Origin of the sequence: Pollutibacter soli, from assembly GCA_029269725.1 — a bacterium.
Lineage (GTDB): Bacteria > Bacteroidota > Bacteroidia > Chitinophagales > Chitinophagaceae > Pollutibacter > Pollutibacter soli.
This window is the reverse complement of record JARJHS010000007.1, coordinates 242,407-261,005: the sequence shown is the minus strand read 5'-3', so window position 1 is coordinate 261,005 and position 18,599 is coordinate 242,407. Positions and strand designations below refer to the sequence as shown.

The following is an 18,599-nucleotide window of genomic DNA, read 5'->3' as shown; positions in this document are numbered from 1 at the left end:
GAGTCTAAATTCAATTAATGTTTGTCATGGTGAACCACATGTACATCGCCTTCGCGGTGATGCTCATCATGATGCAGCATTTCGTGTGCAAATTTTTCAGTGCTCATCACTTCGAGCGGTGCCATTTCATCTTTATAACTTTCACCAGAAGTTTTCAGCACCGCTTTAATTTCAGCGATCGCTATAACTGGGAAATATTTTGCAAAGAGGAAAAAGCAGGTGAAGAATAAACCGAATGTTCCGAGATAAAACCCTACTTCCCAAATAGTCGGACGATAATAAGGCGACCATGAAGAGGGGAGATAATCGCGATACAATGAAGTCACGATGATCACGAAACGCTCAAACCACATACCGATGTTCACAACGATACTCATGATAAAAGTGAAGGCAATGTTCCTGCGCAGTTTCCTGAACCAGAACAACTGCGGCGAGATCACGTTACAGGTCATCATCAACCAGTAGCTCCATCCGTAAGGACCAGCAATCCTGAATTTGAAGAATGCGGCCTGCTCATATGGCACCATGCTGTACCAGGCCATGAACAACTCTGTTAAATATGCGCAACCCACGATCGAACCGGTAAGAACAATTACCTTGTTCATCGCTTCGATGTGACCGAGTGTGATATAATCCTGAAGCCCCATCACCTTACGCATGATCAGCATCAGTGTCTGCACCATCGCAAATCCGGAGAATATCGCACCAGCAACGAAGTAAGGTGGGAAGATGGTAGTATGCCATCCCGGTACTACTGATGTTGCGAAGTCAAAGGATACTATCGTGTGTACGGAAAGTACCAGTGGTGTTGACAAACCCGCGAGTACCAATGAAAGACTTTCATGACGTTGCCAGTGTTTAGTACTACCCGTCCATCCGAAAGCCGCTATGCCGTATAAATATTTTCTGAGTTTTGTTTTAGCCCTGTCCCTTACTGTTGCGAGATCCGGAATCAATCCTGAGTACCAGAACAAAAGAGATACGGTGAAGTAAGTTGAGATCGCAAATACGTCCCACATCAATGGTGAGTTGAAGTTCGGCCAGAGAGGACCGCGCGTATTAGGATAAGGCATGGTGAAGAACGCCATCCATACACGACCCATGTGGAAGATTGGGAACTGACCGGCACACATTACCGCGAAGATCGTCATCGCCTCAGCTGCCCGGTTTACACCAGTACGCCATCCCTGGCGGAAGAGCAAAAGAATCGCGGAAATCAACGTACCTGCGTGACCGATACCGACCCACCAAACGAAGTTGGTGATATCCCAACCCCAACCAATGGTTCTGTTCACGTTCCACTGACCGATACCATAAACCACCTCCATGTAAACAGAAAAAACACCAAATAACAATAACGCGACGGCCACATAGAATCCAATATACCAGAGCCTGGTAGGTTTGGCTTCGATGGTATGCACGATATCGACGGTTACGTCATGGTAAGTCTTCTTTCCGTCAACCAATGGTTCTCTTAACTGGGATTCGTACTTAGTCAAACTCATTTGTTATCTATTATATTTCGCCCCTTCAGGGCGTACATAAATTCAATTCACTTCTTATTTCTTACCTCTTATCCTTCTACCTCATCTTAATGTTTGGCCGGCTCTTCATGTCCGCCTGTCACTTCGGTTGCAGGTGCATGATGTTCACCAGCAACTACTCCAACCTGTCTGTCCGTGTTCCTGATTTTTGCCAGGTAACTTACGCTCGGCAACACGTGAAGCTGCTCCAGTGAATAATACAACCTGTTGGTCTGCTCTTCGTTCCTGATTTTTGAAACCACGCTGTTTTTATCATTCACATTACCAAACACGATTGCGTTTGTAGGACAAGCCTGCTGACAGGCCGTTTTCACATCCCATTTATTATCACGACCTGTTTCGATCGCCCTGTTTTCTCTTTTTGCTTTCAGCTTGCCTTCCTGCAGACGTTGTACGCAGAATGAACATTTTTCAATTACACCTCTGGATCTTACAGTTACATCAGGATTCAATACCATGCGGCTGAGATCGTCATTCATCATCAATGTTGCATCAGACAATTTGCCGTTCTGGTTATCAGGGAAACTATCAGCACCCATATAATCAGCCCAGTTAAAGCGACGTACTTTATAAGGACAGTTGTTCGCGCAATAGCGGGTTCCGATACAACGGTTATACGTCATCTGGTTGAGACCCTCACTGCTATGGTTAGTCGCATTTACAGGGCATACATTTTCGCATGGAGCGTTATCGCAGTGCTGGCAAAGCATCGGCATGAATACCACGTTCAGGTCATCGAGGTTGTCGTTTCCTGAATCGTCGCGATATGTTGCGTAATAACGGTCAATTCTGAGCCAATGCATTTCGTGTGCACGGGCGATCTCATGTTTACCTACAACAGGAACGTTGTTTTCTGCTGTGCACGCAATTGTACATGCACCGCAACCAAAACAGGAGTTAAGGTCGATACTCATACCCCATTTTACCCCGGGGTAAGGATAGTTCGGATATAGTGTTCCGTTCTCACGATAATCTTTTGACTGGCCACCATAATCTTCTACCAGTTTCTCACGTACCTCTGCAAGAACTTTTGGTTTTGCTTTGAATTCTTTGAGGCTGTACTCTCTCACTACTTCAACACGACCTTCGTATTGGTTATGTGTCTGCGTATAGGCTACTTCATATAAATCCGGAAGTTTCTCATAAGCAACATCAGCCACACTGTAGCTGAAATTATTGCCGGCAAGAGAAACTAAGGGATATGCATTCTTTCCTACATTGGCTGCCGCTCTACCGGTTTTCTCGCTACGTCCGTAACCAACTGCAAGACCAATTACATTGGAATGTACACCCGGTACCACCAGGATTGGAATTGTGATTGGTTCTTTACCAGCGACAGTCAATTTGATAACCGGTTTTTTTACTTCAACCTCGTAGTTATCATCAACTTTTATGTTCAGTTCTTTTGCCATCGCAAAAGAAATTATCGCATAGTTGTCCCAGGTTGCCTTTGTAATCGGATCAGGCATTTCCTGGAGCCATGGATTGTTCGCAGATCTGCCTGAACCCATGGAAACTTTTGGATACAATACCAGCTCGGCTTTTCCTCCTTTCTTAACTGAAGCGAGTTTGCCGGCAGCATCAGTAACTGCAGCCGCATTAAATGCAGCACTTACAGCAGCACCGGCTGTTTCAACAACCCCATCCTGCAAAGCTTTATCCCATGCGGATTGTCCACCCAGACGGGTTACCCAATAATTTTTCAGGTAGTCTTCATAGTCCGTGTTATTTCCGCTCCATTTTAATAATGAAGTCTGGAACTGGCGTGTTTTAAATAATGGCAGAATGGTTGGCTGCATGAAACTCAGGAAACCTGATTTAGGTTCCGCATCTCCCCAGCTTTCCAGGTAGTGATTATCAGGAAGAATAAATTTAGCGAGCTCAGAAGTTTCGTCTTCACGGTCGTTGAAAGAGACTGTGAGTTTTACTTTCTTGAAAGCCTCGGCGAATTTTTTACCATCAAAATAGTCGTAAACAGGGTTAACACCGCATACAAGAACAGCACCTACGCGGCCTCCATTCATATCATCCACCAGCTGAACCATATCGCTATCCTTTCCCTGTCGTGTATTCAATGTACTGTTCCAGCTGATTGTATTTCCGTAGGCGCCAATTTTATCATTGATCGCATTTACAATCACCTGCACATCCGGATTGGTTGATCCGCTTACGACCAGGGCCTGGCCGCCTGCTGCGCTTAACGCTGCAGCCGCCATGTCGATACCTTTTTTTAACCTGTCGCCTTCCAGTGCCGGAGCAGAAACGGAACCACCGAGTTTTGCAAACAACGCAAGAGCAACAGCACCTTCTTCAGATGGGCGATGTACATATCGATCGTCAGCATTGGCACCAGTAAGGCTGAGTATGCTTTCAAAATGAATGTGCTTGCTCATTTCAGGGTTGGCCTGGTTGATTTTACGCCCATCGCCATAACCATTGGCGTATTCAACCGAATTCAACCATGTTCCGAGGAAATCAGCACCCAGGCTCACAATCACTTTTGCTTTACCGAAATCATAGGAAGGAATCGCTCTCTTTCCGAAGGATGTTTCATTTGCCTGTAAAATTCCGCTGGCAGAAAGTGCATCATATTGTACATGACGGCTGCCTGGGAATTTGGCAATGAATTCAGCAATAATCTGTTTAGTGGAAGGAGATGTAATGGTGCTGGTCAGCAACACTACTGGTAATCCACCAGTGCCGGCTAAGGCATCTGATACCATTTTATCAAAGGCTTCGAAGGTCGTGACTTCTTTGCCATTGCCCATAGGGAAACGTAAACGGGCCGTATCATAGAGATCCAGTACGGATGCCTGAGCAATTGCTCCGGTTCCTCCACGCGTCATCGTGGACAATTCATTACCCTCAATTTTGATCGGACGACCATCCCTGACTTTTGCAATCACAGGAATTGCATCACCACCATTTACAAATGTGGTAGCATAGTAATCGGCTACACCCGGGATATAGTTTTCTGGTTTATTGAGGAAAGGAATACTTTTTTTAACCGGCATTTCACAGCTGGCGGCTAGCGTTGCAGCTGCCGTGCTGAAACCCAGGTATTTCAGGAAATCCCTGCGTGGGGATTTAGCGTCGAGAATACCTTTATCATCAGCATCCTGAGCATTCAGTTCTTCTTCAAACTCATTTCCGAGACTTTCCTGGTAGGCTTTACTGTTGTGCAGTTCACCAAAATTTTGCCAGTACTTTTTTTGCTCCATATATCAGTTGTAAGGTTGTTAGTTGTTCAGATGACCGGTAAAAACTGTGCAGTACCGTCAAAGGATTAATAGTGACATTTCTGGCACTCGGTGCCGCCGATCATTTCAACAGTCACGCTGTCAATCTTTTTATTCTTCAGATCCTCGTGGAATTTTTCGTAGATGCTGTAAAATTTATTATCAGCAAACTGGACCTTGGTTTCCCTGTGACAGTTTACGCACCAGCCCATGCTCAGATCGGCAAATTGCTTAACCTCTCCCATTTTCTGGATTTCTCCATGGCAGGTCTGGCACTGTACTTTGCCTGCGTTAACGTGTTGTGAGTGATTGAAATATACATGATCCGGAAGGTTGTGGATGCGAACCCACTCGATGGGTTTTCCCTTGCCGTTGTATTTTTTAGTAGCCGGATCGTAACCAGCATATTCGTGAAGTTTTTTGATCTCCGCAGTACCGTCAATTTCTTTACCCTCAGCGTTGTAAAGCTTAGGTCCTTTGGTATATTCCGTGATCCCCATGTGACAGTTCATACAGATATTAACCGATGGAATATTCGCTTGTTTGCCTTCCATAGTGTTGCCATGGCAATACAAACAGCTGATCTGGTTCACGCCCGCGTGAACGGTATGAGAATAAAATATCGGTTGTTTCGGCTGATAGTTCTTTTCTCGGCCCAGACCTTCGGCTCCCTTAAAAATCAGCCAACCCGCTATCATAAATAAAATGATTGCTGCGGTCGCGATATAAGCTTTGTTGCGATAGAATGGAACCGGTTCAGGTATCGTCTGACCATCTTTTTCTTCTGAAAGTTTACGGAGATTGCTGTTTACCTGCAGGAGAATCAATGCAATAACAGCAAGGATGATCGTCAGGATCCCGTATAATAAAGTATTGTCCGAATCGGATGCTTTTTTCAGGTTGGGGTCTTCTGCTGGTCCACCAGGTCCTGGCGTAGTTGCCGCGCCAAAATTATTTACATAAGTAAAAATGGCATCGATCTGAGCATCGGACAGCTCGGGGAAAGCCGTCATCTGGATTTTGTTAAACTGATTGAACACCGCAACAGCCCTTGGATAACCACTTTTAATAACAGCAGCACTGTTTCTTACCCAATTGTGCAGTTGAGCTCTGTCTTCCCAATTAGCATCAGCTCCTTTTAAGGCAGGACCAATAAGCACTTTTTCCGGCGCATGACAAGACGCACATTTCTGTTGAAACAGGGCCTTGCCATCCTGAGCCAAAACCGAATTTGCAAACGAAAAAGAGATCAACAACAATAGTCCGGGCAGAAAACTTCTAACAATGGATCGATGATAAATCATAATCGCAATGAGTTGTGGTGGAATTGGACAAAATCCTAACAGAGTGCAAAAATAAGGTAGGATTTTAACAATATATCAACATGGGAAAATTTTTTTCTAACCCGCGCCCAGCCTGCGTTTCAGCGATTTCATTTTCTAATGTGTGTTGATATGTCACGAATTCGTAACCTGTATACAAGTCCTGTATTAAAAATCGTAAATGCAAGTTCAACTTCAATTTTTTTATTCTCTTTGCAGCATGTTCAAAAGATTAATGAGCAAATGGAATGTAAGTTCATCACAGCTCGTGCTTATATTATGCGTGTTTGCGGTAACGGGTACACTAACCGCCTGGATATCCAGGAGCATTACAGCATGGGTCGGTTTTGATGATGAGACTTTCTGGCTTTGGAAACTGCTGCTGCGCCTTTTTATTCTGATCTTCGGTTACCAGATTATCATATTGATAGTGGCTTTCTTTTTTGGTCAGTTCAGGTTTTTCTGGAACTACGAAAAAAAGATCCTCCGGTATTTTGGAATTGGAAAGGACAAACCCGAAGTCAATCCGCAAAAGCCCACGACGCTTTAATTATATAACAGAAATCTTCAACCGCAATACTGTTTACAACCTGATGGATGAGCATTTAAAAAAAGATAACGAACCGGTAAGACTAGCAGTGTTCGCCTCCGGAGCCGGTTCTAATGCATTGAAAATCATACAATATTTCAAAAATAACCCTGGAATTTCAATATCTCTAATCGTTTGCAACAAGCAGGGAGCCGGCGTGCTTCAAATTGCTGAAAATCAAGGTATTGAAACATTGATGCTGGAAAAAGAGCGCTTCTTCCGGGGCGATGGCTTTGTAACAGATTTGAAAGAAAGAAAAATCGATTTTATCATCCTGGCTGGTTTTCTTTGGAAAATTCCGGTGAGTCTGATCCAGGCCTTTCCCTCCCGCATCATCAACATTCATCCGGCACTTCTTCCGAAATATGGAGGTAAAGGAATGTACGGAGCGTTTGTACATGAGGCCGTCTTGAATGCAGAAGAAAAAGAAAGCGGGATAACCATCCACCTGGTGGATGAGCAATATGATCACGGCGACCATTTGTTCCAGGTTTCTATTCCGGTTTTGCCGGACGACACCGCTGAGTCCCTTGCCAACAGGATCCATAACCTAGAGCATCAGCATTATCCTGTTCAGATTGAAAAATTTATTAAAATGTCAACAGCAGGTTAAAAAGTCAGATCGGCCTGCATTTTCAATCATCAACTTCGTTTCAAGTCAGCGAATCATTTATTTTCACCCCGCATGAAATTTTTTCTACCCCTAACCATTTTACTGGCGTTTCTGTTGTCAGGTCTTCGCCTGGAAGCGCAGGTATTGGTGAGGGGCGGTGTTTTTGATTCGACCAGGATGATACCCATTCCTTCTGTCAAAGTGAGAACCACTTCGGGCGCCATCGCATACACCGATTCTGCCGGTCAGTATTCCATCCTGATGAACCCGAAAGATTCTGTGAATTTTACTTTCAGAGAGAAGTCAACCGCCTGGTTTACCCTGAAAGATATCCGCAATTACGGTGCTTTCGATGTAGCGCTGCAGGTCAGGCTGGCTGAAAAGTACAAATCGCTTAAGGAAGTAATCGTCATCGGTAAAACATATCACCAAGATTCTGTCGAAAACCGCCAGAAATATGCGCATATATTCGGGTACAGCAAGCCCGGGTTGAGGGTCAATGATTATAGTGCTTTCCAGGGAGGCGCTCCGGGTCTGGACCCAAATGAACTGATCAACCTTTTCCGGTTTAAAAGAAATAAGAGCCTCAAACAATTTCAAAACCGCCTGCTGGAGGAAGAGGCCCGCAAATTTGTTGACTACCGTTTTAACCGCACAACCGTAAAAAACCTCACTAAACTGGAAGGCGACGATCTCACCCGCTTTATGTATTATTACCGCCCCAGCTATGATTTTACCGCACTTAGTACTGAATACCAGTTTCTCGAATATATACTGGAGGCGTCAAAACTGTATCGGCAAGGAATTTTACCGCCGACGGAAAATATTAATAAGTGAGGAGGAAGGAGCAAGCAGGCAGCAGGAGTTCATATTTCATTGTTCATAGGCCATAGTTGGAATAACCACTTTCCGGTTGCCAGTTTCGGTTTTCAGTTTTCGGCTGCTACCGCCCTGTGCCCTCGGGCCTATCACAGCTGTAAAAACCGAGAATTAAATTTCTACTCTTATATTCAATATTTTATTCGAGTACCAACCACGATTCGTCATGAAGAAAATTTGCCCTAACTTATCACGTACCCCTTACCTTCTTTCACTGTTTCTGTTTCTGTTCATTGTTTCTGTTCATTCCCAATCAGCATCACCCGTTCTCCAACCAGGGAAACTGGAAACCGAAGCTGCCGGATTTTCTCCTGAACGATTGAAACGAATTGATGATGCCATCAAAGGATGGATCGCGAAAGACTATATGAACGGTTGTGCAGCACTGATTATTCGCGACGGCAAAATTGCATATTACAAATCATTCGGGTATACGAAGCCTAACAGGAAAGGAGAGATTGATAAGGACGATATTTTCAGGATTGCATCACAAACAAAAGCGATCACCAGCGTAGCCGTGATGATGCTCTATGAAGAAGGAAAATTTTTACTACGCGATCCGGTTTCCAAATACATCCCTGAATTTGCCAACGCAAAAGTGATTGAAAAGTTCAATTTGGATGATACCACATACACCACGCGACCGGCAAAACGCGAAGTCACTATTCATGATCTTCTGACACATACTTCCGGTATCGGCTACGCGCAGATTGGTTCAAAAGAAGCCAATGCGATGTATGCTAAAAATGGTGTTGTCGGCGGTATCGGAGTTGGAAAAATTCTCCTGGCAGATAAAATAAAAATATTAGGAACACTCCCATTATTTCATGATCCGGGCTCTGAGTATACTTACGGCCTGAATACAGATGTCCTGGGCTACCTTGTTGAAGTCGTAACAGGTATGTCGCTGGCAGAATTCTTCAGCAAACGGATTTTTGAACCGCTGGGGATGCGTGATACCTATTTCTATCTCCCTTCGTCAAAATCAAAAAGGTTACTTCCGCTTTTTTCTGAAGAGAACGGAAAGCTGAAGGAGACGGACAATCCTTATAAACTTAATGGTGATTTCAATCCCAATTTTCCTGCTGATAAAGGCACATACTTCTCAGGCGGTGGCGGGCTTTCCGGGACAATTTATGATTATGCTGTTTTTCTGCAGATGCTGTTAAATGGAGGCGAATACAATGGTGTAAGAATTCTCAGCCCGACATCAGTTAGATTGATGACTACCAATCAGATTAAAACATTGAATCGTGGTAACGGTGCTAAATTCGGACTGGGATTCGGACTTACCACGGAAGAAAGTAGTGCATTCACACCATTGAACGTAGGCAGCTTCGAATGGGGTGGCATGTTTGCATCGACCTATTGGGTGGATCCAAAGGAAAAACTGATTGGCCTTTTTTATCGCAATATTTATCCTACAACCCATGGCGAACTGGCAGATTATTTCAAAATCCTGACTTACCAGGCGCTCGTAAAATAATCAATCGCTTATGCGTAAATTTTTCTGGTTAGTACTCTTTTTAGTAATGCAGTCCTCCCCGTCAGTCGCGCAAAAATACAGGCGACTTCATAGAAAGGCAATGGTCGCTGATTCTCACAATGATTTCCTTAGTGTTTCTATCGATAAAAATGTTGCGTTTGACCAGGACCTCACGGGTATTACTCAATCCGATCTTAACCGGATGAAAAAAGGCGGAATTGATCTGCAAATTTTTTCTATCTGGTGTGATCAGACTTATACTAAGGGAAAAGCATACGCACATGCGAATCGGGAGATCGATAGTTTGTATTCGATCGTTTCCCGCAACTCTTCATCGATGATGATGGTAAGGACTGCAGCAGAAATGAACGCTTTTCTAAGATCCGGCAAACTGGGTGCCATGATTGGCGTAGAAGGAGGCCATATGATTGAAGATGATCTCTCAAAACTCGACAGTCTTTTTTCCCGTGGTGCACGATACCTGACTTTAACGTGGAACAATAGCGTTCCCTGGGCAAGTTCTGCCATGGATGAAACGATTCGTAAAGACAGTATTAAGTCTGCAGGATTAAATGAATTTGGAAGAAAAGTTGTAGCGAGGATGAATGAGTTGGGAATGATGGTGGATGTTTCGCATGTCGGAGAAAAGACTTTTTACGATGTGATGCAGACTACGACAAAGCCTGTAATGGCTTCACATAGCTGTGCATGGGCGTTGAATCCTTCATTCAGAAATCTGAAAGATGAACAAATTCTTGCTATCGGAAAAAATAACGGCGTTATTCAGTTGAATTTTTATTCTGGTTTCCTGGATAGCAACTTCTCGAAAAATAATCAGGCCTTTTTTGCAAGGCACAAGGCCGAGAAAGATTCTATAATGCTCACTAACCCTGTTGAATACCTGGCGGAATCTGTACTATTGAGAAAATATCCGGCAGAAATCCGGGAAATGCGGCCATCCATTTCTTTACTGATTGATCATATCGACCATATTGTAAAATTGATTGGCGTTGATCATGTGGGTCTGGGTTCTGACTTCGACGGGATCAGTTCTTCTCCTAAAGAACTGAATGATGTTGCGGATATGCCACTCGTTACTGCTGAATTGCTTAAACGGGGATATAGTAAAAAGAGCATTAAAAAAATACTTGGAGAAAATTTTATAAGAGTGTTCAGGGCGAATGTGAATTAGGGAGGAGACAGGAGTAAGGAGGCAGGAGATTTAGTAGGTAGTAGGTAGCAACAAGCACTACAAAACTATTATTGTTTCCGGTTTCATTTCCATAATTCTAACTGTTTCTATTTTCTGTTTCTGTTTCGGGTCTCTTATCATTTGCATTAACCATTCCACACAATGGAATCAGCATTGTGTCTTGTGTTCATTAATTTTTCAATGGACATCATCTTCAGAAAAGGCAAACCAAAAGGCTTCCTGTTTTCAGCATCGGCATAATTCTCGCCTCACAAGTCTGAAAAATATTTTTGTATAAAACTCTCTTTCATGTTTCTGTTTGTATTTATTACCCTCCATGTTTTCTCGCAGGTAGTAGTGATCCGGAATGTAAATGTAATTCCGATGAATAAAGAAGGTGTTGTGCCAGCACAGGCGGTGATTGTAAAAAACGGGAAAATTGAAACTGTCGCAGATGACAAAACTATAAATGTTCCATCCGGAGCGAAGGTGATTGATGGTAATGGCAAATTTCTCGTCCCTGGATTTTTTGATATGCACGCTCACTTCTTTTATGAACAGGGTGAAAATGTAAATACCTGCGATAAAGAATTAAAGGTGATGTTGGCCAACGGACTCACGTCTGTACGCATTGAGTGTGGCGACCCTGTATATCTCAATGTTCGTGAACAGGTGAACAGTAAAAAAATCACGGGCCCTGAACTTACTGTTGCAAGTCCGCAATTTGTTGGCGCCTGGCCATGGGGAGGAAAAGTTTTTGCAGAAGTGGTAACAACTCCCGCTGAAGCCGAAGCCGCAGTAAAAAGATCGAAGGCTGCCGGTTATGATGAGATCAAAATAACGTTCATGATTAAACGTGATGTTTATGAAGCGATTATTAAAACAGCAGCAAAGGAAAACATCAAGGTTACCGGGCATGTCGGACCATTAGTGAAATTACCCGCAGGCCTTGCAGCCAAACAACAAATAGAGCATATGGACGAGTTTATCGATATGCTTTTACCGGATACAACTTATAATCACGGGCAAAGCGTTTCCGATATGAATCTCTGGCGAAGAAATGCATGGGCAACGGTACCTTATCTCGATGAAAATAAAATACCTGCCCTGGCGAAAATGGTGAAAGATGCAGGCATATACGTCACCCCTACCAATTATTTTTTCTTTTCCTGTTTTGGCACTGTGAGTTCTGATGAAGATTATAAGACAAAACCTGATTACAGGTATATTCCTGCTGCCATCTTACCAGAACGGTGGTCCATTAAAAGACGATTTGCAGATAATGCACCACCAGTGGAGAGTCAGAAAAAATACATTTATCTCCGGATGAAAATTACAAAAGCATTATGGGAGTCAGGTGTTCCACTTATGGCAGGTTCAGATTCGCCGGAATGGTTTCTTGCGCAGGGTTTTTCCATTCATGATGAAATTGAAACTTTTGTCAAATGTGGACTATCTCCATGGGCTGCATTGCAAACCGCTACCGTAAATCCCGCTAAATATCTTGGAGTGTATTCCAGGAAAGGAAGTATTGAAAAAGGGAAAAATGCAGACTTCATTTTGCTCAACAAAAATCCGCTGGATGATATACGCAACACACGAACTATTTCAGGAATAATGCAAGGCTCAAACTGGTATGACCGACAGGCGATCGATGAGTTGCTAAAATCGGCATTGCCCTGATTTTCGCCAGGTATCCGATACTTGCAAGTATCGGATACCTGGGAACTTTCAGCAAGTTCAAAAGGGTTTTTGGAAATTCCATGTGTTTTTTCTTTTACATGGAAGTTTTTTTCTTTTGCAATGCCGTCCTTATCCTTGTCCGTTTCGTTCCGAATTTATTTAAATATTAACTTCAAACAAGTCAGAGAGATTGCTTTGCCGTATTTCGTTCAACCATTATGAATCAATTATTCATCATGAGAATTTATTTCGTATGCGCATCGTTGTTATCCATCATTTTATTCTCCTGCAAAACTTCACAACCGGCATCAACCGGACCGGCAGATTATATTATTGAAAATGGAAAAATTCTTGACGGCACAGGTAACAGTTGGTTCTATGGTGATGTTGCGGTAAAGTCAGGAAAAATTATTGCAGTCGGTCACCTCGCAAATATGCAGGCTACCAAACGAATTAATGCCCAAAAGAGAATTGTCAGCCCGGGATTTATCGATGTACATGCTCATATCGAAAACAGTGTGTTTGAAAAGCCAACAGCAGATAATTATATCCATGACGGTGTTACAACGGTTGTGACAGGCAACTGCGGTGGTTCGGCAGATAATATCAAAGAATTTCTTCATCGGATTGACAGTGTAAAAACGTCTATTAACGTTGCCAGTCTTGTTGGACACAATACCATCCGCAGAGCGGCTATGGGTCTCGATAATCGGTTGGCGACATCCGCTGAACAACAGAAAATGGAAGCACTTGCGGAGCAGGCGATGCAAGAAGGCGCAGTGGGAATGTCAACCGGTTTAATTTACGTCCCGGGGATGTTCAGCAACACGTCAGAAGTGGTTGGAATAGCAAAGGTCATCGCAAAAAACAACGGCATATACGCTTCGCATATCCGCAACGAAGAAAACGGCGTGCGGGATGCAATACAAGAAGCGATTCAGATTGGGATCGATGCAAATATTCCTGTTCAGATTTCACATTTTAAAGTAAGTGGTCGTACGAATTGGGGAAGATCAAAAGAGACAGTTCCGATGATCGATTCGGCCAGGGCAAAGGGATATGATGTCAGCATCGATCAGTATCCGTATACTGCCAGCAGTACAAACCTCGGCGTAAGAATTCCTGACTGGGCCTTGGGTGGGGGAACCGATTCATTGAAAATCCGATTAGAAAATCCGGAACTGCATAAGAGGATCATTGAAGAAATGATCGTTTCGCAGAATAAATATCAGTATCCGGATTACAGCTACGCATTCGTGGCTTATCATAGCGCAGATACTTCGTTAAATGGAAAAAATATTTCCCGGATCAATATTCTGAAAGGCAGAAAACCTAATATGACTGACGAAGCAGAAACGATTCTCGATCTGATGAAAGCCGGCGGCGCACAGATGGTGTATCATAGTATGAATGAAGAAGACGTCAAATTTATTATTCGCTCTCCCTTCGCAATGATTGGCGCTGACGCCGGAGTGAGTACTGGAAAAGGCATGCCACATCCTCGTACCTATGGCACTAATGCGCGGGTACTTGGACGTTATGTACGTGAGTTGAAAATAATTTCGCTTGAAGAAGCGGTCCGCAGGATGACTTCCCTGGCCGCACAGAAATTTCAATTAAAGGATCGTGGGCTTTTGAAAGAAGGTTTCGCTGCCGATATATTGATCTTTGACGAGAATACTATTAACGATAAAGCCACATTCGAAAATCCGCATCAATTTTCAACCGGCTTTGCACTTGTTATGGTAAATGGACAGGTAGCATTAGAAAATGATGTACAAAGCAGTACCCGGAGTGGCAAAGCTTTATACGGTCCTGCTACGTTACACGTTAAACGTTAAACGTAGAACGCTAGCCTAAGCGGGTGACAGATTCTTCAAGCTATTATAAAACTGGTATGAGTAGCAGGGTCTAACGTTGAATGTTAAACGTTCAACGTTAGACCCTGTCTTTTATTCCTGAACTTCGATCTCCTTCCTGTTCTGTCCCAGGTAAGTGGGTAGATCCATTCCGGCTGCATCAAATACATCTTTCAACGGCGGTACTGATTTATAAAGACCGCTTAAAAATCCAGCCGTTCCATTTTTACCTTCTCCTCCATTACCACTATCCCACACCGTTACTTTATCAATTTTGATATTCTTGATGGCCTCCGTTTGCAAACGAACGAGCTCGGGTAATTTGTCAGCAATCAATAATAGCACAGCATCTTTCGGATTGTTGCCGGATGCTTTTACAATTCTGTCCAATCCTTCTGCCTGTTTTGTAAGTATTTCAAACATACCTCGTGCTTCCGCTTCCAATTTTGCATAAATAGCATCGGCTTCACCCTTTGCCTTTTCACGCATTTGTTCTGCCTGTGCCTGCGCTTCAATGATCAGTTTTTGTTTCTGGATGTCTGCAGCAACAACAATGCTCGCATTCTGTGACGCACGATCCCTTTCCGCACGCGCTTCTTCCGCTTTTCTCTCTGCCTGGTAGGATTCTTCCAATGCTTTTGCCGACTGAATTTTTTCCGCTGCGATTGCTTTCTTCAATGCTTCCGCCTCCTTTTCACGACGTTCAGCATCAGAGTTCGCAATCTGAATTTTTGTCAGGTTTTCTCCCTGCACGGCGAATGCATTCGCCTCAGCAATTTTTACCCTCGTATCGCGCGCTGCTTCAGCCTTACCGATATTCTCATCACGGTTAGCACCTGCAATCTGGATCTCTTTTTCCTTTAACGCATATGCAACCTGCGTATCCCTTTCACGTAACGTTTCAGCAACGTTGATATCCCTTTCTTTCTCCGCACTTGTTTTACCAATATCACCAATCTGTTCCTGTTGTGCTACCCTGATCTTAGCTTCATTGATCGCTTTTGCAGCAGCTTCTTTACCCAGCGCGTCAATATAACCGCTTTCGTCCTTGATATCGGTTACGTTAACGTTGATCATTTTCAAACCGATCTTACTCAACTCAGCTTCCACATTACCTGCGATGTTCGCAAGAAACTTATCGCGGTTATTATTGATCTCTTCTATATCCATCATCGCCACCACCAAACGCATCTGGCCAAGAATGATATCTTTTGCAAGATCATGGATCTGCGGACGCTGCAGACCCAGTAACCTTTCTGCAGCATTCTGCATCACTGCAGGTTCAGTAGAAATACCTACCGTAAATCTTGATGGGACATCCACCCGGATATTCTGTTTACTCAATGCGCTGGTCAGGTTCACCTCGATCGAAATAGGGGTGAGATCAAGGAATGAATAATCCTGGATGATGGGCCAGATAAAGGCTGCGCCACCATGTATACACTTTGCAGTCAGTGAACCATGTTCCGCATTCTTACCCACTTTACCATAAACAACAAGTATCCGGTCTGATGGGCATCGCTTGTACCGCCTGAACATCGAGAACACCAGAATGAATAAAAAGAGCACACCTCCGGCTACGATAAATAATACATAATCCATAAGAAAAGTTTTATGTGATGGTTGAAGTTAAAAACGTGTGTAGGCTGTTACCAGTAAAATAGAATCATTTATAACCCCGGTTACTTTTACGATTTTTCCTGTAGGAATATCTTCACTATCGTCTGTCATGGCCTGCAATTCATGCAATCCCCCCTGGAACTTCACATGCACCTTTCCCATTCCATTTCTTCCGGACGGAATGAAAAGGTATGTTTCTGCGACCTGGTCAATGGCATTGTTTATTTCCATTGTACCACTGTGTTTTAAGCGGCTGATATTCTTAAACAACAACACCATCAGAAAAACCATAATTAATCCTGCGATAAGCGCCAGGATAATTACAAGCCATTTCGCGAGCCCTGATGAGTATGCTGCAATTCCTGCCCAGCCGAACATGGTAAAGAAAGCAACCAGGTTTTTTATTGTGAAGTACTGATTATCTGCCCCATCATCTCCATCAGCATATTCGTCTGCATCACCAAAACTATCAGCGTCCCCGCCGGTTAAAGTAAGGATCAATTGAAATAAGAACAACAGTGAGAAAAGCAAGGAAATTCCCCAGAGCACTTTCTCAAACAATACCAATGAATTCCACCATGAACTTATATCTAACAGCATAACAGTCGTTTTTGGATTTTCAAGATAACCGAAAAATCAGCATAACGGGCGGGCCCAAAGAATCATAGAGCAAAACAGACAATTATTGGTTGCAATGAACACAGAATTAAAGCCGGCAATTCATATCATGGAAAATTATGATGGCACGGGATTTTTAAGAGTTAATACAAATCAACACTAAATATGAAATCAATTGGCTTCATCCTGATCATCGCAGGAATACTCATGATGGTATTTCGCGGATTCTCAGTTACTACTGAAAAAGAAGTTGCAGACATTGGTCCCTTAGAGATCAATAAAAAAGAAAATAAATGGATTGGGTGGCCGACCTATGCCGGTGGGGCATTGGTGGTCGTTGGGATTGTAATGGTGGTGACAGGAAAACGTAAAACAGCTTAGCCAGATATTCAGGTAAGAAATTACACAAACTGGGGAATCAGGCGCAGTTAGAGTTCCGGTTGAAGGACTTTCCAAACATTACCGGCAACGATTTCTGCGCCTTTTTCATTAGGGTGTATCCCATCACGTTGGTTCAGGTCCGGTTCTCCGCCAACTCCCTCCAGTAGAAAAGGAATAAACGCCATGTTATTTTTTTTCGCAAGCTCCGGAAATAGATTTTTAAAAGCTCCTATATAGTCCTGGCCCATATTCGGAGGTATTTGCATACCCGCAAGAACCAGCTTGGTACTGGGATTTTTTGCCAGCACTTTATCAATGATTGATTGAAGATTTTTCTTCGTCTCATCTACAGGAATACCCCTCAGGCCATCATTGCCACCAAGCTCAAGAACAAATACGTCTATATGTTGCCGTAATATCCAATCGATCCTGCTATTACCTCCTGCAGATGTTTCACCACTAACGCCACCGTTGATTACCTGGTAAGGCAACTGCATCGAATCAATTTTTTTCTGTATCAATGCAGGAAATGCCTGTGAAGGTTCAATGCCATAGCCGGCTGTCAGACTGTTTCCAAAAAACAGGATGGTCTTCTTTGAAGTATCGGTTTTGCTGCTGTCAGCGGTTGCAGGTTTTGTATTACTTTCAGCTGCAGGTTTATTTTCCTGGTTTTTACAGGAGAAAAGACATAACAAAGCTGCCAGCGCAATTGTTGCGGAAAATTTATGCATTAGTCCCGTTGATCCCATTTTCTTTTTTCTTTTGATTTCCGGATACAAAATAAGTTTATTAAAAGAGTATTTTTATAAATACCGCGTCTTTAAAAAAAAGTGTGCATGAGTAACATACTGAAAGTACATCAGGTTAGTAAAACATATCAAAGTGCAGGTCGTACTTTAACAGTTCTGGACAAAATCAGTTTTTCCGTAGAGAAAGGTTCTACGCTTGCATTGGTAGGACCGTCAGGAAGTGGTAAAACAACGCTGCTGGGATTATGTGCAGGCCTCGACAGCGCCAGCACGGGATCGGTGGAATTGGCAGATATCGCTCTTGAAAATCTTACAGAAGACAAACGGGCTCTCGTACGCAACCAGCATGTCGGATTTATCTTTCAGAATTTCCAATTACTGCCTACGCTCACAGCATTGGAAAACGTAATGGTACCAATGGAACTTCGCGGAGCAAAACATACCAAAAATATGGCGATGGAGTTGCTTGATAAAGTAGGGCTCGCGGATAGAAGTCATCACTACCCTGTTCAGCTCAGTGGTGGCGAGCAGCAACGTGTATCACTGGCTCGCGCTTTCTCCAACCAGCCATCGATTTTATTTGCGGATGAACCTACCGGAAACCTGGATGCAGAAACAAGTATTAAAATTGAACAGTTGCTTTTCGACCTGAATCGTGAAGCAGGAACAACCCTGATTCTCGTAACACATAATCCCGAGCTCGCAGCTAAAACCGGAAGGATTATCAGGATGAAAGGTGGTGCTTTGATCAGTGATACTGCACATGAAAGTTCCGCTGTTAACTGGAATGACTGAGCCGATTTCATCTTAACTCAAAAAGAGTTT

General features: G+C 43.4%; 15 protein-coding genes. 9 read left to right on the top strand and 6 right to left on the bottom strand.

Annotated elements, in window-relative coordinates:
• Nucleotides 1-14: 14 nt before the first annotated feature.
• The 3 genes from nrfD to P2W82_RS17655 form a co-directional block, all read right to left on the bottom strand.
• Nucleotides 15-1,505: an NrfD/PsrC family molybdoenzyme membrane anchor subunit gene (gene nrfD, locus P2W82_RS17665; RefSeq protein WP_336517246.1), complete on the bottom strand. Its 1,491-nt coding sequence runs from the start codon at nt 1,503-1,505 to the stop codon at nt 15-17.
• Nucleotides 1,506-1,591: 86 nt separating this feature from the next.
• On the bottom strand, nt 1,592-4,765 hold the full coding sequence (locus tag P2W82_RS17660) for a TAT-variant-translocated molybdopterin oxidoreductase (protein ID WP_336517245.1): 3,174 nt from the start codon (nt 4,763-4,765) through the stop codon (nt 1,592-1,594).
• 65 nt (nt 4,766-4,830) lie between these two features.
• On the bottom strand, nt 4,831-6,087 hold the full coding sequence (locus P2W82_RS17655) for a c-type cytochrome (RefSeq protein WP_336517244.1): 1,257 nt from the start codon (nt 6,085-6,087) through the stop codon (nt 4,831-4,833).
• A gap of 238 nt (nt 6,088-6,325) precedes the next feature.
• Between P2W82_RS17655 and P2W82_RS17650 the strand changes: the two genes are divergently transcribed.
• The 7 genes from P2W82_RS17650 to P2W82_RS17620 all read left to right on the top strand — a co-directional run bounded on the left by P2W82_RS17650 (nt 6,326) and on the right by P2W82_RS17620 (nt 14,388).
• Complete coding sequence (locus P2W82_RS17650; protein WP_336517243.1) at nt 6,326-6,655, top strand: DUF6787 family protein; 330 nt, start codon at nt 6,326-6,328, stop codon at nt 6,653-6,655.
• Between the two features lie 43 nt (nt 6,656-6,698).
• Nucleotides 6,699-7,307 (top strand): phosphoribosylglycinamide formyltransferase, encoded by a 609-nt coding sequence (gene purN, locus P2W82_RS17645; protein ID WP_336517242.1) that lies wholly within the window; start codon nt 6,699-6,701, stop codon nt 7,305-7,307.
• A gap of 72 nt (nt 7,308-7,379) precedes the next feature.
• Nucleotides 7,380-8,144 (top strand): hypothetical protein, encoded by a 765-nt coding sequence (locus P2W82_RS17640; RefSeq protein ID WP_336517241.1) that lies wholly within the window; start codon nt 7,380-7,382, stop codon nt 8,142-8,144.
• Between the two features lie 208 nt (nt 8,145-8,352).
• The gene (locus P2W82_RS17635) at nt 8,353-9,672 is read left to right on the top strand and encodes a serine hydrolase domain-containing protein (protein ID WP_336517240.1); all 1,320 of its coding nucleotides are present in this window, start codon (nt 8,353-8,355) and stop codon (nt 9,670-9,672) included.
• Nucleotides 9,673-9,682: 10 nt separating this feature from the next.
• Nucleotides 9,683-10,864 carry a dipeptidase gene (locus P2W82_RS17630; RefSeq protein WP_336517239.1) on the top strand — a complete coding sequence of 394 codons (1,182 nt, stop codon included), beginning with the start codon at nt 9,683-9,685 and terminating at the stop codon, nt 10,862-10,864.
• A 309-nt stretch (nt 10,865-11,173) separates the two neighbouring features.
• Nucleotides 11,174-12,547, top strand: coding sequence for an amidohydrolase family protein (locus tag P2W82_RS17625; RefSeq protein WP_336517238.1), 1,374 nt, complete (start codon nt 11,174-11,176; stop codon nt 12,545-12,547).
• A gap of 236 nt (nt 12,548-12,783) precedes the next feature.
• Nucleotides 12,784-14,388, top strand: coding sequence for an N-acyl-D-amino-acid deacylase family protein (locus tag P2W82_RS17620; RefSeq protein WP_336517237.1), 1,605 nt, complete (start codon nt 12,784-12,786; stop codon nt 14,386-14,388).
• Nucleotides 14,389-14,499: 111 nt separating this feature from the next.
• Here the strand turns inward: P2W82_RS17620 and P2W82_RS17615 are convergent, their stop codons facing one another.
• Nucleotides 14,500-16,008 carry a flotillin family protein gene (locus tag P2W82_RS17615; protein ID WP_336517236.1) on the bottom strand — a complete coding sequence of 503 codons (1,509 nt, stop codon included), beginning with the start codon at nt 16,006-16,008 and terminating at the stop codon, nt 14,500-14,502.
• Nucleotides 16,009-16,035: 27 nt separating this feature from the next.
• A complete protein-coding gene (locus P2W82_RS17610; RefSeq protein WP_336517235.1) occupies nt 16,036-16,626 on the bottom strand; it encodes a hypothetical protein in 591 nt (196 codons plus the stop codon).
• A 183-nt stretch (nt 16,627-16,809) separates the two neighbouring features.
• Here P2W82_RS17610 and P2W82_RS17605 point away from each other — a divergent pair, with 183 nt between their 5' ends.
• Nucleotides 16,810-17,025, top strand: coding sequence for a hypothetical protein (locus P2W82_RS17605; RefSeq protein ID WP_336517234.1), 216 nt, complete (start codon nt 16,810-16,812; stop codon nt 17,023-17,025).
• Between the two features lie 47 nt (nt 17,026-17,072).
• On the opposite strand, the gene P2W82_RS17600 is transcribed toward P2W82_RS17605, so the two are convergent.
• Nucleotides 17,073-17,756, bottom strand: coding sequence for an arylesterase (locus P2W82_RS17600; RefSeq protein WP_336517233.1), 684 nt, complete (start codon nt 17,754-17,756; stop codon nt 17,073-17,075).
• 105 nt (nt 17,757-17,861) lie between these two features.
• On the opposite strand from P2W82_RS17600, the gene P2W82_RS17595 reads away from it, so the two are divergent.
• Nucleotides 17,862-18,569, top strand: coding sequence for an ABC transporter ATP-binding protein (locus P2W82_RS17595; protein ID WP_336517232.1), 708 nt, complete (start codon nt 17,862-17,864; stop codon nt 18,567-18,569).
• Nucleotides 18,570-18,599: the final 30 nt, after the last annotated feature.